Source organism: Proteus genomosp. 4 str. ATCC 51469 (genome assembly GCF_003144375.1).
Classification (GTDB): domain Bacteria; phylum Pseudomonadota; class Gammaproteobacteria; order Enterobacterales; family Enterobacteriaceae; genus Proteus.
Genome location: NZ_PENV01000004.1, coordinates 233,605 through 251,324, shown reverse-complemented (window position 1 = coordinate 251,324; position 17,720 = coordinate 233,605). Strand labels below are relative to the sequence as shown.

The 17,720-nt window shown below is 37.7% G+C and carries 16 protein-coding genes; 2 read left to right on the top strand and 14 right to left on the bottom strand.

Going from position 1 to position 17,720, the window contains the following annotated elements:
- Positions 1–27: 27 nt before the first annotated feature.
- Entirely contained in the window at positions 28–342 is a 315-nt protein-coding gene (locus tag DK866_RS06825; RefSeq protein ID WP_109408282.1) for an antibiotic biosynthesis monooxygenase family protein, read from the bottom strand.
- Positions 343–510: 168 nt separating this feature from the next.
- Positions 511–660 carry a DMT family transporter gene (locus DK866_RS06820; RefSeq protein ID WP_244179661.1) on the bottom strand — a complete coding sequence of 50 codons (150 nt, stop codon included), beginning with the start codon at positions 658–660 and terminating at the stop codon, positions 511–513.
- Here DK866_RS06820 and DK866_RS06815 point away from each other — a divergent pair.
- On the top strand, positions 660–1,328 hold the full coding sequence (locus tag DK866_RS06815) for a LysR substrate-binding domain-containing protein (protein ID WP_244179660.1): 669 nt from the start codon (positions 660–662) through the stop codon (positions 1,326–1,328). The two genes, DK866_RS06820 and DK866_RS06815, sit on opposite strands and share 1 nt — an antisense overlap.
- 34 nt (positions 1,329–1,362) lie before the next feature.
- Here the strand turns inward: DK866_RS06815 and DK866_RS06810 are convergent, their stop codons facing one another.
- The 12 genes from DK866_RS06810 to DK866_RS06755 form a co-directional block, all read right to left on the bottom strand.
- A complete protein-coding gene (locus DK866_RS06810; RefSeq protein WP_109408280.1) occupies positions 1,363–4,011 on the bottom strand; it encodes a bpX6 domain-containing protein in 2,649 nt (882 codons plus the stop codon).
- Positions 4,004–5,902, bottom strand: a complete 1,899-nt coding sequence (locus DK866_RS06805; protein WP_109408279.1) for a hypothetical protein — start codon at positions 5,900–5,902, stop codon at positions 4,004–4,006. The genes DK866_RS06810 and DK866_RS06805 overlap by 8 nt, the downstream gene beginning before the upstream one ends.
- A gap of 33 nt (positions 5,903–5,935) precedes the next feature.
- The gene (locus DK866_RS06800; RefSeq protein WP_109408278.1) at positions 5,936–6,364 is read right to left on the bottom strand and encodes a hypothetical protein; all 429 of its coding nucleotides are present in this window, start codon (positions 6,362–6,364) and stop codon (positions 5,936–5,938) included.
- Positions 6,361–7,479 carry an AAA family ATPase gene (locus DK866_RS06795; protein ID WP_109408277.1) on the bottom strand — a complete coding sequence of 373 codons (1,119 nt, stop codon included), beginning with the start codon at positions 7,477–7,479 and terminating at the stop codon, positions 6,361–6,363. The genes DK866_RS06800 and DK866_RS06795 overlap by 4 nt, the downstream gene beginning before the upstream one ends.
- A 152-nt stretch (positions 7,480–7,631) precedes the next feature.
- On the bottom strand, positions 7,632–8,204 hold the full coding sequence (locus DK866_RS06790) for a hypothetical protein (protein ID WP_109408276.1): 573 nt from the start codon (positions 8,202–8,204) through the stop codon (positions 7,632–7,634).
- Between the two features lie 193 nt (positions 8,205–8,397).
- Positions 8,398–9,636 (bottom strand): lipase/acyltransferase domain-containing protein, encoded by a 1,239-nt coding sequence (locus tag DK866_RS06785; RefSeq protein ID WP_109408275.1) that lies wholly within the window; start codon positions 9,634–9,636, stop codon positions 8,398–8,400.
- A gap of 4 nt (positions 9,637–9,640) precedes the next feature.
- Complete coding sequence (gene amrS, locus DK866_RS06780; RefSeq protein ID WP_109408274.1) at positions 9,641–11,059, bottom strand: AmmeMemoRadiSam system radical SAM enzyme; 1,419 nt, start codon at positions 11,057–11,059, stop codon at positions 9,641–9,643.
- Positions 11,060–11,062: 3 nt separating this feature from the next.
- Positions 11,063–13,312 carry a penicillin acylase family protein gene (locus tag DK866_RS06775; protein WP_109408273.1) on the bottom strand — a complete coding sequence of 750 codons (2,250 nt, stop codon included), beginning with the start codon at positions 13,310–13,312 and terminating at the stop codon, positions 11,063–11,065.
- Positions 13,309–14,331 (bottom strand): NAD-dependent epimerase/dehydratase family protein, encoded by a 1,023-nt coding sequence (locus DK866_RS06770; protein ID WP_109408272.1) that lies wholly within the window; start codon positions 14,329–14,331, stop codon positions 13,309–13,311. The genes DK866_RS06775 and DK866_RS06770 overlap by 4 nt, the downstream gene beginning before the upstream one ends.
- Before the next feature lie 5 nt (positions 14,332–14,336).
- A complete protein-coding gene (locus DK866_RS06765; RefSeq protein WP_109408271.1) occupies positions 14,337–15,416 on the bottom strand; it encodes an acyl-CoA reductase in 1,080 nt (359 codons plus the stop codon).
- Positions 15,413–16,453, bottom strand: a complete 1,041-nt coding sequence (locus tag DK866_RS06760; protein WP_109408270.1) for a hypothetical protein — start codon at positions 16,451–16,453, stop codon at positions 15,413–15,415. Before DK866_RS06760 ends, DK866_RS06765 begins: the two co-directional genes overlap by 4 nt.
- 241 nt (positions 16,454–16,694) lie before the next feature.
- Positions 16,695–17,213, bottom strand: a complete 519-nt coding sequence (locus DK866_RS06755) for a hypothetical protein (RefSeq protein WP_109408269.1) — start codon at positions 17,211–17,213, stop codon at positions 16,695–16,697.
- A gap of 35 nt (positions 17,214–17,248) precedes the next feature.
- Between DK866_RS06755 and DK866_RS06750 the strand changes: the two genes are divergently transcribed.
- Positions 17,249–17,707, top strand: coding sequence for a Crp/Fnr family transcriptional regulator (locus DK866_RS06750; RefSeq protein WP_109408268.1), 459 nt, complete (start codon positions 17,249–17,251; stop codon positions 17,705–17,707).
- The last annotated feature ends 13 nt before the right edge of the window (positions 17,708–17,720 follow it).

Below are 17,720 nucleotides of genomic sequence, written 5' to 3'. Positions count from 1 at the left end.
TTGTAGCAAGATCGGGAGTCTATTTAATTACAGACTTTCTGTATCAAATGAATATTCGCGGGCCAAAGAAGCAATACTAATTTTATAGAAATCGAAAATAGACTCTCGACCTTCTTTTTGCGCACTTTTATGTGAAATATTTTTCTTCCATTGTAAAACAGCCTCTTCATTTTCCCACCAAGAAAGTGATAATAATTTTCCTTCGGTTGATAAACTTTGAAAACGCTCTATTGAAATAAACCCCTCAACATCTGTTAGTAATGGTTTTAAATCGGCTGCTAAAGATAAATAACGATCCTGTTTTCCAGGTTTGATTTTTACTTCGAATATCACGGCAATCATTAGTGCTCTCCTTTAGTGATTTATGCTAAGTGTATTTATAAAAAAGACACAACACTTTGATAATCATTGAAATGAGAAATGCCGCTTCAAATTCAAGAGCAATTTAATAAAGGGCTATTTTATTACTAATAGCGTACAACGTTTATAGAGATCTGCACTAACTTAGTCTTATTTTCGTGAGAACTGGACACATAAAACCCCTAAAATAACCAAACCAATCCCTAAAATCTTACTCAATGGGATAGAGTTTTGGCTCATACCAAACCAACCAACTTGTTCAATTAAAGCAGAAATAATCTCAACCGCTGACTCAAGCATTGGAACAACTCGATAATCTTATTGCACAACAAGACTTTCAGCCGAAGGATTGTAAAAGACGATTTAATATTGCGATGTCTGATTATGGTGCAATGCTAATTTCAACCAAGTTAATTCATTATTTACATACTCATGCACCTGATGTTGATTTAAAAATTTGGCACAGTAGCCGAGAAGAAATGCAAAGTAAGCTAAATGAAGGAAGTTTAGATTTAGCATTTGGGGTGTTTAATATTTTCGATAATACATTACGTTCAAAATCTATTTTTACCGATAAAATGGTCAGTGTGGTCGATAAAACGGTGTATCCCGAAAAAACAATAAATCTAACAGAATGGTTGTTATCACCCCATATTTTAGTCAGTATGAAACCGTTTGATGCCAATGAAATAGACCATCAACTTCAATTAATACATCAACAACGCCACATTGCGGTTACAGTACCTTATTGGCAAATTGCTCCTCAATTATTAGAAAATACCGATTTAATATTAACTATTGCTGAAAAAGCGATCCCTCAAGATATGCGCCAGAAATTTTCTATATTTGCCCCTCCCATTGATATTCCCGAATTAGAATTTCAGATGATCTGGCATCAACGTAGTGATAATGACAATGCGCTTAATTGGTTAAGAAATACCATTGTGGCGCTTTTAAAAGAAGAATAAAAAATAATATTCTTCTTTTGGTTGGTCTTTATTTTCAAAGCAAACTCAATGTATTTACTCGTCCATTATCCCAATTAAAATGCACTAAACGCCCTGTATTATCGAAAAAATACCACTGGTTAAACTCATGACGATAACTGGGTGTAAATTTTGTCGGCCACTTTAATTCAAAGCTACAGTGATTTTTATTATTGTATAAACGAAAGATCGTTAATTCATCTTTTTGCCAATCAATTAGTTTCGCTGTTCTTGACGTTAAATGAAAAGATTGCTGTTCTTCAATAGATTGAGTATTAGGCAGCTGTAAACGTTGGGTATAGTGTGAATTTGCTGATGTGAGCACGCATTTATCATGCTTTACACCATAATATGAGTTAGACATCAGATCATATTTTAATCCCTCATTTAAATGATGAGGCAGGCTTTCTCGCTGAGTTAACCAGCGGTTGGGTAAAATATACGACCAACGCTCTTTGGGTTCACTATTAATTAGCCAATACTCAGAGTCATTGTGGCGAAGAAGCTCGACAACATCACCATTCAAGGTATCTACATTCCAAACTATTTTAAAGTTGTTTTTAATATCAACAACTTGAACAGTATCGAGAATTGCAATAGTCCAAAAAACACCATCAAAGTTGCGGGTGAAAGTAGTACATTTTAGTGTACCAAGCTCTTGGATAAACTGTGTAGTGATGGCTAATGAACTAATTTGGAAATAATCACCTCTTGGTGCTAATAACAAAGCACTTTGGTTATTTTCTGCGATAACAATATGATAAGTTGGTGTTAATTGATGCCAAATTCGCTTTCCTGCTATATCTGTTAATAACACACCCGACTCGCCTAATGCGATAAGATATTGGTGATCATTTAAGGCAACGACATCATAGATAGCAGAAAGCCCTTGTTCTGGAATAGTGGCAGAAATAAAGTGGTTTTGTGCATCTAAAGAATAACGTTTAGGCTCAGGGATCTCAGTATGAGGGATATCGACTTTAAATAATTTATTCGTGCTTTTATGAATAAGCTGGCTAACTTCTTTTTTTTCTAATACTGAATTAATACCATATTGATCAACAATAATAGGTCGAATTAATTGATTAATTAGTTGTTCAGTTAATTTGGTTTGTTTGGGTAAAGCCAATAATGCTCTAGCTAAAATAGCGCGCGAAATAGAAGCGTTAGGATCATTAATCGTCTTTTTAATATCATCTTGGTGCTGATGAAAAGACTCTGGTAATAAATATGACCACTTTACTAGGCTTTGTAGGCTTAACTCTCCACCAGCTTGATACGCTATTTCTAACCAATGCTTGGCTTTATTGCGGCTGTCCTCATTGTTTAATTCCCAGATAATGTCAATAGCCTGTAAATAGTCTTCACAAGCAATAAGATATTCAGCCCATTCTTCGCGCATTTTATTAGCAATATCCGGATGAGTATCTTGTAACTGTGAGATCATAAACGAAAATGCATGATGTAAACGAGCATATATAACTGCTGAATCCATATCGCCCGCTAAAGAGTATAGACGAATAATATAAGCCGGTGGCATTGCCCATAATCGAGCTAATTCAGCAGCTTGTTGATAGCGTTGAAAGCGTTCTAAATAACTGAGTGCTTCCTCTTTTTCTTGTAATAATTCAGCAAGAACAAATAATGCTTCTTCATTACGCCCTGCTTTATCTAGTTTAATAAATTGTTGACGATAAAGTTGTTTTAAATAAGTTTGAAGCTCATCACCAAGATAAAGGCTTTTATGCCCTTGTTGATCTGCAGATATTTCCAGTTTATTTCGCCCTTTCAATCTCCCCAAATAAGGTGAAGGCGTTGCTTCTTGGTTCTCTTGAGATTTACTCAGTGGAATGCCGTGTCGCAGTGCTTGATTGACATTATCCTCTTCAAACATTTTCATCATTTTTTTAATGTAATCAGCCTGCTGTTTACTCATTACAGACGCTAAGCCACTTTTTACTGAGAGTTTATTTAACCAGCGTTGCCATGGGGATAATTGAGTTATTCTTTCAGGCGAATAACGCATAGCTTCATGATTTGAAGGTGTCAGAAATTTATTAATAATTTTCTGGGTTAGCGATAATGACGTTTTTACGCGAGGTGTCTGTGCTTGAGATGATGACGAAGTATTTGCAAATACCGTTTTTATAAATTGTTTTTGTTTATCATCTGCCTGTGGAATGTTGTCGCCAATAACAGTTCTAATATTTTTCTCTTCTGACAAGGTTTGAGGTGTTATTTCATAAAGGTTGGCGTAGTTATCAGTCTCTTCAAAAATAACCGCGCTGATATCAATATAATCAGCAAGTGATAATGGCTTAGCTTGTGAAAATAGAAGCGTTGTTACAACACCATTACGAACTAATGCAATATCTGTATAAGAAGGAAGTTTTTTTATTTCATCATTATCTAAAGGTGCGGTGCTATAAAGTTTTCCATAACGAATCAAAGGCCATCCTTCAATAGAGGCACAATCGAGAGACTTTATTTCTGCAAAACAGAGAATATCCCCTTGTTCAAATTGATAAATACGACAGTGAGTGTGCCAATGTTTCATTAAATAAGTCAGTCGTTGCGTTTCATTAAACCAGTCGTTAGGTAGCCATAAACCTTCAATTTGGCGATAGCCAGATAACATAGGATGACGAATATAGTCGTTATGCATTTTGGATATCACCTTCTTGTGCAATGGTATACAGATTTAGGCGTAATTGTTTTTGGTATACATCATAAACAACGACTTGTGCATGATCCGTTAATGCAGCAAACAGGCCTTTAGAAGGGCTAAATGAGTAACATGTAAACGGATTATCTGCACGATATAAGATTTCTATTTCGCCTTTTGAATAACTGGCAATATTTCGTTTGTTTGAGCTGAGCATCAAAATATTTAAGGTGGTTAAATCTTCTTCTGAGGAGCCATCGAGTATTGGATAAAAAAGCCCTATTCCTTGCCATCCTTGAGGTAAATCTATTTGATAGCCATAAACCTCATCAATTTCCATATTATAAACATGCCAACTTTGTCGATTAGCACCTAACGAAATAGCGCAAGATACGGATTTAGAACCATCAGTATATTTATGGCGATAAGCAAATAAGACAGCTCTTTGATAGGAAATAAATTGAGTAAAATAGAGTCGATGTTGGTATTTCTTTTGAGAAAAGTCTGCACCCGTGACCATTTGGACTAATTCACTACTGCCATTGAGATAAATATACACAAGTAGGTTGTCTGCTATTTTCTCTATGCCAAGGACTTTCTCTTCAACAATCTTAAAACCATTTTTTTCTTCAGCATAAATATTGGATGAGAAAGCGACTAACCGCCTTGCTCTATCATGAACAAATAAACTGGTATATTCTCGATTAAATAAATAAGCACTGGTAAGCGTATTACCTCGGCCAATACCCGCAGAGAACTCTTCATCGGAAGGTCGAGGTATATAAGAAAGTTTGGGTAATTGCCAAAAATAGAGGCCATTGTTATTGGAAAGTAATGCACCTACCTTTTTTCCGTGACACTGTAACGCTAAAATAGTGTGATCATCAGGATATATTTGGTATACAAACGGTTTTTTAAGCGAATTGTTTGGATTTAATCTATTGAGCGGTGGGATTTTAATAACCACTAATCCGGGTTTACCTAATAAAGTGACACCAACCGCACTACCATGAAATGAGATAACGGGTGAAAACATCAGTGATATTTTGTGTTCATGTTGATGTGTATTTTGCACTGAAGGCGGTCTTATTTGCCCTTTTAATATTTGTGCGCTGAGTGCTCTAGGTGGTGTTGGTAATACAATATGGCGTTGAAAATGAGGAGTCCGAATATTCACACCAATGGTTTTATTAAAACAATCATCCCCAGTTAATTCGATATAATGGCTAGATGCAATTTGTTTCAACATCGGTTGTTGATTACTCCCTGTGATTAACCAAATCTCACCACTCTGCGCATCCATATCTTCAGCAATAACATTTTGCCAATGTGTGATATTTTCGTTTAAAACAGGCGAATAAGTCCGACGTGTCAATAATTCGTATAGATCATTAATGCTGTTTAACGGCATTAATGGAATGATTGATTGCAACGTTCCCCACATTAATGTGCAACCCACCTTTTCTGCTCGTTGAGCCAATAAGATAAGCAATGCAATATGAACTAAACGACATTCACCCAGTTGAGAAATTCCCGTATCAAAAAGTACGGTGATCTGATTTAAAGATTGTTGGGATTTATAGTTTGGTGCCAAAAAGAGATGTTCTGCATTAATGGCACGTCTCATAAATTCATCAGGCACTTCATCAGCCATTAACCATTCACTAAGTAGCAGGTTTTGATAATCCCCTTTACGCTGTATTTGCCCTATACCATCTTGCTCAGGTAAACCACCGAGTTGCTTTCCCTGTACAGGGCCTAATACACGACTTAGACGTTGTAATAGATCAGAAAAGGCAGGAATTAATTCAGGATCTAACCAGCTAAGCCAAGTTTGCCAAGGTTGTAGCGCTTTGGGCAACGTGGTGGGTTGTGTTGTGGGTAATGACATGATGATAAACCGATCCTTGTATCACATTATATTTCACTCAAAACACAATTGGGTGAGTGTATCCCGTAGCGTTGGTGTTAACGTCCACTGATTATCTAAAGGGATCACCGTTTGAGGTGATGGTAAAAGTAATAGTGGTTGGCGTTTAAAATGTTGCACTAAGGCTTGCTCCACCAGCCCATTAGGTAATAAAAGCTGTTGATGTATAGGGAGCCATAATTTTGCTATTTCAGTAGACGGTGCGATCAGCGTTATATTTTCAGCCCAAGGTAAATCAGTCTGTTTTCCTAACACAATAAGCCGATGTTGACTGGTGATCACTTTTAGCCGTTGTTGCTGAACATCAGGTAAATGAATAATGCGCTCAATAAGCTGTTTAGCCGTTACACCTGTTGCAAACACCCCTTGTGGTTTAGTGGGCGTTGCATTAGGTTGCCAAGTCAGTGGAAATGTTAGGCTCATAATAAGTGACTAAACTGTATCGCTAATTGGGTACGTAATGTGGCAAGCTCTTCACTTAACATCTCTGTCGAAAAATTCGCATCTATTTCTCGTAACGTCAGTTCAATATCCGCTTTAGAAACAGGTTGTGCATTTAGAACATCTGTTGCTCTTTCAATTAAACGGTTCATGCGAGATTGAGGTTGCAATGTTGCTTCTTCTACGGAGCTAAATAACCGAGAATTCATTGAAAGTGAAAGTTCTTCTCGTAAGATTTCACGTCCTTGTTGTTGCGCATCTTCAGTAGGCAGTACATACAGTAAAGGCCAGAGATCTTGCTCTGTCGCAATCTCTCGATTATTGAGTACGGTTGCGGCTGCAATAAGACGCTGAACACGCACAATACGTCTATCTGAAAGCGTGATCCCTGCATTTCTTAATGAACGCACAGCATTCGCAATTAACGGTCTGACTTGTGTTAAATCGACATTTTTCACTGCAAGGTGTAGTTCATTTAATCGCATAATATCGAGTTGCACTGAAAGTGGAGTCAAACTTGAGGCCCATCCCCCTTCAAGCATGGCTTCTAATTGGTGATCGGGTACAGGATCTATAAAAAGATGAATAAGAAAGCGATCTGAGAATGCGGCAAGGTTCGGATCATCAGGCAAACTATTAGCAGCACCAATACACACTTTTAATGGACTAATAATATCGGTATGACCACGTTTAAATCGGCGTTCATTTAAAATACCTAATAAGGTGTTTAAAATCGCAGTCGATCCTAGAAAGACTTCATCAAGAAACACGATATCTGCTTCAGGTAACATTCCTGTGATATCGGTTTCAACTTTACCTTCTTTGAGTTTTTTGAGATCAACCGCCCCAAATAGCTCAGAAGGTTCGGTAAAGCGCCCTAAAAGATATTCGAAATATCGCCCACCCAATGTTTGAGAAACTCTACGTACAACAGCACTTTTGGCCGTCCCTGGAGGGCCAATAACTAGCAAATGCTCCTGAGCAACGGCAGCTAAAACAACTAACTCAGCAAGTTGTTCACGGCCAATCATACCTTGTGTTGAGCATTGTATAGCTTTACGAATGCTATCGATAATTCCATTTATATGTGATGTCATATTTTTATGTATCAATTAAAAGTCTAACGATGGGTGGGATTTATTATGAGTTCTTTTATTTTGTGGCTCAACCCTTTTAATTAAATTCAAATTAAAAGGGATTTTATAATTTAATTTATTGTTATGTTTAAGTATTTTAGGTTTTCTAATAACTACATTTTGTTTTTGTTATAAAATTTTTCACCACACATTAATTTGGTAAAATCAGCACTTACAGTAGCTACAGAGACAGGTTTATCTTTAGCAATATAAATAAAAGATTTTCGAATTTTATCTTCTTCACTGACTTCTTTTAATTTACCGTCAATCACTCTATCCGAATCATAATTTACGCAATAGCCGAGTGTTGTTGAGGTCTTTTTATCCTTTACTGTCACGATGTCATTATATTTAAAACGATAACCTTGATTCTCTTTAGCAAGTTCTTCCTTAGCGTCTTCCCCTATAGCAAAAGGATTTGAAAGACGTGCAATTGCAGCTACATACTCTGTATCCATTTTGTTGCTTACAAATTGCTTATCTGAGGCATTCGCTGCGCTATAAACAACACCTTGTTGAGTTGTTTTTACGCTATACGCTTCCCACTCTTGGGATTCTTTTATAAAAGGTGCAGTATTCGATAAAATTGTGGTGAATTTATCCCATGCTCCAGTTGTTGAGTTGCAACCTGAAAGCAAAAGTGTAGAACTGCCCAACAGTAGCAACGCCAGCGTCTTTCTTTGCATTTTCACTCCTTAAACTAAAAGATAAATTTAATGATATATCAAATTGTTAACCTATTTGAGGTTATCATCTTCTAGGTTAAATTGTATGCTCAACTTCCTAGGAATATGCTTAATTTGTTTACAAACCATTCACTAAATGATGAAAACAATCCTTGTTAGAGTGAGAAAAATAAGAGTGAGAGAAATAAGCTGATTAACGAACTTTTCTTCTTTCGGTGGCAATATCAAATGCCAAGCTTCTTAAATTAGGTGAATGATTTATTAATGCACGATGTGTTGACGCTTGGCTGATAAAGGCAAAACTTTTCCCCCAAGGGTGTTGATAACGATCACGGACGATAGGAGCGCGCCAATGTTGCAATAATCCTTCTAAAGGCAAGTGATCGTCTCCGACAGTTAATGCCTGAGTAACTAATTGTGGAAATTCACGTTTAATATCTTTGGCTTGTAAATACCAGCGCTCTCTCCCATAAATAGCTGCTTTTAACGTGATATTGTTATCACTCAAATACCACACTTGTGGCACGGATTGTTCATCAGCATTAATTCCTGAAACCGCATCAGTAAAGCGTTTAGCACATTGTAGATTTTGTGCCAAAGCCTCTCTTACCCGTTGATTCTGTGCTGAACTGATTGATGTTTTATAAGGGCCTAATCGGTAGCGTTCCCAACATGTCTCATCATAGATATCAAAATCACTTAATGCTCTACCGTAGCTATCCATAACCACAGGATTAGGCGGTAAAAGTTGGTATACAAAAGGACAACCGCAGACATCATCGGATGAAAAGCCATGAAGATAACCACTTCCGGCATAATAGCCAGTCTCCATCATTGATAACGCTTGGAATGTACCGTGCCAAGGTGGGCCAAAGGCATACCATTTCGCCACTAACGCTCTATTTTCTGGTGTGGTATGACGTAACCAATAGCGTATTGCGAGGTTAGACGCGGATTGTGCAATAAAAATAAAAGGCTGGCTCTCGCCAAAAATCGTTTTTAATCGATTAACTTCTCTATCAATAGTATCCACCAGCAATCGATGATCGGCTCTCCAATCATGAGCAAGGAAAAATAGATCTTGCCCTTCACGATAACCCAATGCGGTTTCAAGTACATCTTTAAGCTCTTGAGTGACAAGTGTGCTAACTAAATAAGGGACAATCGAAAAGGCATGCAATTGCTCGGTGGCTAATACGCGAGGTGAATGTTGAGCGTTGGGATGTTCATATTCATAATCACTTTTTGTAAAGACACTACGATGATCACCCCAAATAAATGCCTGCTTTTGTCTATCAAAAAGCTTAGTGCCTAAAATTCCTGGTAAATAGATAATAGGAAGATTGGGTATTTTATCATCGAGTTGCGCTTTACGAATTTGGGCCGCAATAAGCTGAGCACGGATTAATGACCATCCTCTATTGAGTGGCATATTTTTAGCGTCCTTTTAATGGAATAAGAGTGATCGGCACATTCTCGCTACCAAGATGCGTTTTTTCGGCCTCAGTAACAGGAAAGTGAGCACGATCGTAAACCTCAAATAGTTGGCAAGGTTCATTTTGGTGATGATAAAGGCGGAGCCCCTCTGCTTTAGGGCTACTTTTAGACAACATAAAGCGATGGCAACTGTTGGTGCTGATTGGACCAATAGGCTCACCTTGTTTTGTAATAAATTGATAATAAATAGGCGAATCATTTTTTTGTTCAATATGGCAAGCCTGAACAGGACCACGGAAAGGATGGGTAATACAGATAAAATCATCAGGGATATGTTCTGATAATTTGTCAGTATTAGATCTAGCCCAAGGCAAAATAATGGACGGCTGAAAATGACAATGAGGACATTGCCCATTATCTAAGTGAGATTGTGCAATTAATCCACTTCGCTTAACTAATAAGGCATGGCATTCAGGACAATAAGAGTTTGCGCTGTCTGTATCAAACACATTTCCGACATAAACATAACGCATACCTTCGTTTAAGGCTTGCTGGCGAGCTTGCTCTAAAAAAGGAATTGATGTGCGTTCAACGTGTCGATATTGGTAATCAGGATGGAAACGAACATAGTGCAAAGGAATATCTGCATCAAGATATTTAAGCATCCAATCTGTGACTTTTTTTGCTTCTTCTAGTGAGTCATTACGTCCCGTCACGCATAAGTTAGAGACTTCAAGATGCGGACTATTTGTAGATTTGCGTGCATCATAGACTTGTTTAATACCGTCAAGAACGGGCTGTAAACGCCCTCCTGTATGCTTACGATAAAAACTATCTTGCATTGATTTTAATGAAATACTAAAGATATCCATTACACCTAGTAATTCATCAATGGCTTTTTCGCTGATGTAAAATGCACTTTTGTACAGATTTTTTAAGCCATGTTCACGAGCAAGCTTCGCTGTGTCCATGACAAACTCATGCCAAACAATCGGATCATTATAAGTCCACGACAAAACACGAATATTATGTTTTAACGCATAATTGACCACATCTTCAGGGCTGTAATACGCCACACTGCTGTCTTGTACATAACGAGCTTGGCTGGTGCTCCAGTTTTGGCAAAAATCACAACGTAACATACAGCCAATATTACCTAACGATAAAATACGTTCACCGGGTGCATAATGATAAACCGCTTCGGTTTCTATCGACTCTTGTGTCATGGGTACCGATTTACCGTAGTTTAGCGTCACTAAACTGCCATTCTCATTGCGTCTTAGTTTGCAAGTTCCTGTGCGACCTAAATTAATTTTACAGGCTCGTGGGCAAAGCTCACATTGAATGCGATTATTTGAAATTGGGTGCCATAAGCGCGCTGGGTTCCCTGTTTGTTGCCATTGCTTCATTCTTACCATGAGTTATTCCTTCTGATCATTACAATGATGATTATTTTCACGAAGCGGCAAAGTGGTTTTTTGTCGAATACCTGTTTGCCAGCATTTCAAAACATGACGTAGTGACCAGCAGAAAGGATGGCCTTTTGCCGGTGTATTAATTAAATAATGGCATTCGCCTTGTGGCGTTAAAGAGGAAATCAGTTTAAAACCGGGACCAAATGTATATGGCTTGATTTTAATGGTATCATTATTCCCAATTTGAGATTGCGTTAAGAAATCTGCATTTTGTCGTGTCGCGTGAACAGTTTCACGATTACCACCTTGATAGAAATAACGTCCAGTTAATAGACGATTAAGCCACAATGGCTTTTTGATACTATGTTGGAATTCAACATAAGGGCGTTCCATTTTTTGACTGGCAATTAATGCACTGGCATAGGTTTCACGAATTAATATGGGGAGCTCTTTTTCTTCAAACTGCCAACTTTGTAGATGATGTTGCAAAATATTCAAAATACTCCAGCGACAACTTGGCCAAAAATCCGTATACAGTGCGCGTGATCCTCTTTTTAATACCTTGCCTAATACCTTGTCAGTAAGATGTTGGAACCACACATCAAAAAATCGTGAGGCATTTAATTGTTGAGTATCGCCATCCCACTGAGAAAGGATTTTATCTTCAGGCACATAAGGGAGCAAAAAAGCGAGTGCCTGTTGAGCAAAAACATCTTTTTTATCATCTTGAAGTTGGCAAAATGTCTCAACAGTGTGTTTTTTTGTTTGCTGAATAAGCGCTTCAATACGCAATGCTCTTGTTGGTGGATGCCAGCGATTAGATAGCGCAGGTTTCCCATTAAAAAGAGATTCGCTATATTGATTGGCATAAAGAACATATCCCCGTTCAGGGTTATATTCGGTGGGTAAATCATCAAAAGGAACATAACCTTGCCATTGATGCGATGGTTCCGTTAGGCTCAGTATTAAACTGCCAATTTCACGATGACGCTTAGGAATATACCCCATACTCTGTAAGCCAATATCGCCGTGAATATCTGCATATCCCACCATCATGGGGGAATTTTTTACATGCTTTAAAGCTTCTCTAAATGATGCCCAGTTATGACATTTTGCGAGCTGATAAAAAGTAATATCACCACTTGGATCATCTAATGCGGGCCAGCGTAGAAATAAACCATAGCCCTCCTTTTCTGACATCAATCGACCTTGTGAATACTCATAAGTCACAAAGCTCTGTTGGCGTTTTGAAGATAAACCAATGCTATGTGTTCTTTTTACTAAAGGTTCCCATCCCTGTGTGGTTTCAACCTTTTCATTTTCTAAATCAATACGTCCCAAATATAAATCTTGGTTATCCGCCATAATGCCAACCATCCCCCACGCCGCATAGGCATTACGTCCCACAATAATGCCCGGTGATCCTGGAAAATGTGAACCCATTACGCTTAATCCTTCATCGCTTTTTAACCGACATAACAGATTAAAACTAGGATTAACATGTCCCATATGCGGATCAGCAGCTAACATCGGTTTACCAGATTCGGTAAACAAGCCATTCACTGCAATCACGTTAGATCCCGTATCAGGTGAAGCCAGTCCTAAGTGCTGTAGGCCTTTTAGTCCTTCTTTAAACGCTGCAATCACTTCAGAGTGATATTCCCCCTGCTCGTTTAAAGGTAATGGTGGAATTTGATTGCCTTCAAGGCTAAAGGTAGATAAAAGTTGTTGATGTTGAGATGTTGTTAGTCGATTCGCTAAGCGGGTATTAAATAACTCATATTGCCAAGCTGAGTTAATAAAGTATTTCAATTGCCCTAAGAGATAGCTATCTGTCGTAGTAAATTTCTCAGGTTGATAACGCAATAATAAACATTCAATAGGTCTGATCTTTAAATCATTAATAGCTTGGTTAATACCTGCAATATATGCAGTGATATGTTGAAATTGAGTCGCCTGCCAACTATCTGACAGTGCGTTTTTATCGTTAAGTTCTGCAATTTTGGCTAACTCTACTAATCCTAATCGACGTTGAAAAATGTCTGTTCTAAGGGCGCCATTTCCCATGACTTCACTTAAGCGACCACTGGCAACTCGGCGTGATAAGTCTAATTGCCACAATCGCAAATAAGCTGCACCATAACCTTGACCATAGAAAACCGCATTATCTGTATCACCCTTGATATTTAATAGTTGCTCAGTTTCAAGTGAGAGTGAAACCGTTCCCCATGGGCTGGTTAGTGTCCTTGGCTTCATTTTTGCTCCTTATTTATCAACGTCTGTTGATGAGCAATGCTGCAGATATAATCCTTAAATTCAGTTAATGGCTCTCCAGCTGTCCATCCTAATAGTTGTTCTGCCTTATAAGATGAATAGGTATAAGTGCTACCATCCATAATACGTAGTGCTTCACAAGAAAGTGGCATGGTTAGACCTAGCATAGAGAGTCTATCCATCAACCATGCTAATGGCCGCAAACTACGGCGATCTTTTATCGGTAATGAGGGTATTTTTTGTATTTCACTTAATAGTGTGAAAATTTCAGGCATAGAAAAAACATCACCTGTAAAAAGAACAGTTTCTTGTGGTTTATCTAAGGCCAGTAATCGTAATAATCCGTCACAAAGTCGTTCAACATGACAGAGTTGAAATGTGCTGTTTGTACTGATTTGAAAAGGAATTTTTTTATTAAAAAAAGCAGATAACGTTTGGGCTAAAACGCTGTTATCACCTTGTCCAAAAACACCCCCACAAATCGCAATTTTTATCGGCATACCTTGTTGCTGGTGGTGTTCAACGAATACGTGAGCAATTTGCTTGGTTTCTTCATAATAACTGCGAAAATAACCATTGTGACGATGAGTTTCATCAAGCAATAGCCCCTTTGTTTCTCCTAATGCTGCTGTTGTGCTGGTATATAAAATCTGAGAGATTTGTGCTTTTTGGGCTTCATCTAGCAAATTTAATGTGCCAGTGACATTGGTTTGATACATTTTTTGATGTTCTGAACGTGTCGGCGCAATGCCGACTCGATAATCAGCGGCTAAATGAATAATGATATCTTGCCCAATCAGCGCTTCTCGGTAGGTATTCGGTTGCAATAAATCGCCTTTCACCACCTTAATACCGTTGGGTAATGCTGGACGATAAGGATGGTTTTTACGGGGTTCGCGACATAATATCGTTAATTCATCACCAAGTTCTGCAAGTTTGGCTAATAAGTAAGAGCCAATAAATCCACTAGCACCTGTGATAAATATTTTCCGTTTATTCAATGTTGTTATCCTTCTTTATTCACAAAGAACACCAGTGCAGCCAATATAAAAAAGCCGTCATGCGTTGCTGTCATTGGGCGAGAATGCATCGTGCCAATTGGGCAATAACGAGTGAAACAGTAATTTTGCAGTGAAAGTGAAGAGAGATCGCCGTGATAAGCAAGCGTTTGTAAGCGTGCAAACCACTCTTTTTGGGCTAATTGCAAATGATGATCCACAGAGCCAACAATCAATTGAAAGCCAAAGTTAAGCCAATATTGAGGCCTAAATTGAGTGTGATAAGTGACTGCCCAGCCTGATTTTGCATCATAGTGTGTTGGTTTTTCATTATTGAGCCGCTCACGAGACAGTGAATACTCATGCGCTTGTGCCATTTGTTGAAGTTTTAGATCATCAGGCAATGGCGATAATGAGGGCAATGCGATAGAAAGTTGCTGATAGAGTTGTTCTGCACAGGTTTTATTTTCTAATAAAATAAAACGAGGTGAACTACAAACCTGCTGTCTAAACAAGCAAACATCATTTAACACCAAAGAAATATCAGGTAATGAATCACCCAAAATAGCCATCCCACTTATTTTGGGGCCTAACTCAATTAATTTAATATGTGCTGGTGTTATTTGGCGATAATGCTGAATAAGCGCATCACCACCCGCTAATAAAATGGCCTCGATACCTTCAAGAACAAGCTCATCGTTTTGATTTTCACTCGACCAATTTAGAATTTCACACTGATTTTCATTTAAGCCTAAATATGTCCGTAATGGATAAAGCCATTGTGTTGATAATCGTGCTTTTATTCTGATGGGACTACCAATTAAATAGCCTGCAAGTAAGGCTTCTAATGTACCAAGGGGATCTTTTTCAGAGACTACAATTAATAATTTATTGGGCGCTCGCCAGTTTTTATTTCCTAATTCGTTAGCCACTTTTTGTGCTAATACATCGCTATAAGCCCATTGTTTCAGACGTTCAAGGCAGAATTTTTGCGTCAAAACATCATCAGAAAATAACCAGTTTTCATTAAGGCAGTGTATTAAACACAGTTTAATGTTTGCTAAACGAACAAGTATAGCTTCTATCATTTTATCTGTGCAGCGCAAGTGCCCTCTGGTGAAGTAGCTCTTCCAATATAATGAATATAGGGTAAAGAATGACCACAAGCGCATTGTGTTCCCCATATTCCTAAATCTTGAGTTAACAGGCGTTGAGAAGGCAGAGAATCAAAAAAAGGATTCTCAAGTTGAATAAATCCTGTTTTACCTTCTGGTGCCCGATCACCCGTTTCATCAATAATGGCAAAGCGAGAATAAGCTGGAATGTGGAAATGTCCTTCACTACAACTAATGTAGTGTAGAGGATGCTCTGTCATGCCATAAATATCACGAATATCAACATTAGGAGCATGTAAGGTTTCTTTTAATCTTTGGATAATATCAGGTCGTTCAAGTTGTTTTGTCATCCCTTTCCATCCTCCGCCCGTTAAGCCTTTAATCGGCGATAACAGCGTGAAGGGTTCTGGTCGGCTTAAACATAAGTGCTCAAAGAAAAGTGTTAACCCAAGAATATAAATAGGAGCCGGATCACTCGCCCAACGCTGTAATGTTGACCATGCTAGTTTTGTATCAAATTGGCCTTGTTCTGATACCGTAAAAACAAGCTCTTTAATCGGTGCGCATTGGGTAAATTTTAAGAAAGCAGTGGCAAAACCAGCATGATCGCCAGATTGAGGATCGGGTGATAACATCAGAAAATGGGCTGGGTTTGTGGATATTAAGCTATTGTGATAGAAAATCTGTGTCATTGCCGTTTCAATGCGCTTTAGGCTGACATCATCAAAGAAAACTTGCGTTTTTCCTTGTTGTCCCGTTCCTGAGCTATTTAGCCAAATGCCATTGCGATGTGTTGGTGTCGCTAAATCCATGGTTTTAAATAAATTAACGGGGATAACGGGTTGAGGCATTTTTTGCCATAGCGATTGATAATTAGCATTATATTGACGATGCCAGATATCTGCTTCATCCATAGATGCAGTAAAAAGAGCATCATCAAAACTATCAACAGCATAAGGTTGAGTAAGGTTAACTAAGCTATCAATTTTATGACACCGTTTTTCTGACATGATGTATCCTTACATTGATAATGGTTATATCAACATAGTCAGCAATTATTTTTACTTATTGAATGTAATTATTCTTAAAACAGGAAGGATGTGATTAGATTTCACCGTTCTTATGTTTTATATCACATTGTTTTATCTAGATTGAATAATCACAATCTGATAAATAAGTAGTTTTGCTTAAAAGCAAAGAGAACACTTTAAAAATAAAGTGTTCTCTTTGGTGATTATTATGTGTGGATCGCTATTTTTTGTGAACGTAGCAAAGCTTATCCATTAGCTTTTTACGAATATCATCTGAAATAAAACTGGCATTAAGAGCATCGATATTACATTGCTGAAAGTCTTTTTCGCGCCAACCAAAAATATCATGTAATAATTGATATTCTTTATTTAATGAAGTATTGGCAACCGTTCGTGCGTCGGTATTAATATTTAATTTAACGCCCTGCTTTTTTAGCTGATTAACGGGATGTTGGCCTATTTGCTCATAGATATTGCAGATAATATTACAGCTTGGACAAACCTCTAATAATATATTTTGAGATTTAAGCCTATTAATAACTTCGCTATCCTCAATACTTCTTACACCATGACCAATTCGAGTAACATGCAGTTTATCCAATGTTTCTGTGACACTTTCAGCACCTTTTGCTTCTCCTGCATGAGCAATTAAATTACCCCCTGCTTTTTTAACATAATCAAAAGCAGTGATATGATTATCTAAAGGAAAACGGGCCTCATCAGCAGCTAAATCAAGTATTACAAATTGAACGCTATGAAATAAACGGTGAGCATGTGGTCTTTTCTTTTGAACAAGCTTTCTGTGTTATTGGTGATTTAGAACTGTTTTCAGCTAAAGATGAAATGATCTTTAGCACCGTACAAGCCTTAGTTCCTTCCTATTTATTAGCGTTACCTCTTTCCATAATCAGACAAAAAGCATTACAAGATGCTAATTTTCTCACCTTTATTTGTCAGCAATTAAGCCAAAAACTTTATCAATCTTCATTAAGACACTCTCAGTCACCCTATTCTTCAGAATTTAAACTACGCCGATATTTATTTTTTAAAACACAACAAGAAGGAGTCTCTTTTCAATTAGAAAAAAGAGACTCATTAGCGGCAATGCTTGGGATCTCAACCAGACAATTAAACCGCGCTTTAGCTCATTTAGTCAGTATTAAGGCGATTAAATTAAAGAGCAAATCGATAACGGTGTTGGATTGTGAATGGCTAGCAAAAATAGAAATATAAATTACTATTTATG

Coding starts and splice junctions, on each gene's coding strand:
- DK866_RS06800 (WP_109408278.1), bottom strand. CDS start 6,364: ATGAGCCTAACATTTCCACTGACTTGGCAACCTAATGCAACGCCCACT.
- DK866_RS06760 (WP_109408270.1), bottom strand. CDS start 16,453: ATGTCAGAAAAACGGTGTCATAAAATTGATAGCTTAGTTAACCTTACT.
- DK866_RS06775 (WP_109408273.1), bottom strand. CDS start 13,312: ATGAAGCCAAGGACACTAACCAGCCCATGGGGAACGGTTTCACTCTCA.
- DK866_RS06790 (WP_109408276.1), bottom strand. CDS start 8,204: ATGCAAAGAAAGACGCTGGCGTTGCTACTGTTGGGCAGTTCTACACTT.
- DK866_RS06810 (WP_109408280.1), bottom strand. CDS start 4,011: ATGCATAACGACTATATTCGTCATCCTATGTTATCTGGCTATCGCCAA.
- DK866_RS06805 (WP_109408279.1), bottom strand. CDS start 5,902: ATGTCATTACCCACAACACAACCCACCACGTTGCCCAAAGCGCTACAA.
- DK866_RS06825 (WP_109408282.1), bottom strand. CDS start 342: ATGATTGCCGTGATATTCGAAGTAAAAATCAAACCTGGAAAACAGGAT.
- DK866_RS06820 (WP_244179661.1), bottom strand. CDS start 660: ATGCTTGAGTCAGCGGTTGAGATTATTTCTGCTTTAATTGAACAAGTT.
- DK866_RS06785 (WP_109408275.1), bottom strand. CDS start 9,636: ATGCCACTCAATAGAGGATGGTCATTAATCCGTGCTCAGCTTATTGCG.
- DK866_RS06795 (WP_109408277.1), bottom strand. CDS start 7,479: ATGACATCACATATAAATGGAATTATCGATAGCATTCGTAAAGCTATA.
- DK866_RS06765 (WP_109408271.1), bottom strand. CDS start 15,416: ATGATAGAAGCTATACTTGTTCGTTTAGCAAACATTAAACTGTGTTTA.
- amrS (WP_109408274.1), bottom strand. CDS start 11,059: ATGGTAAGAATGAAGCAATGGCAACAAACAGGGAACCCAGCGCGCTTA.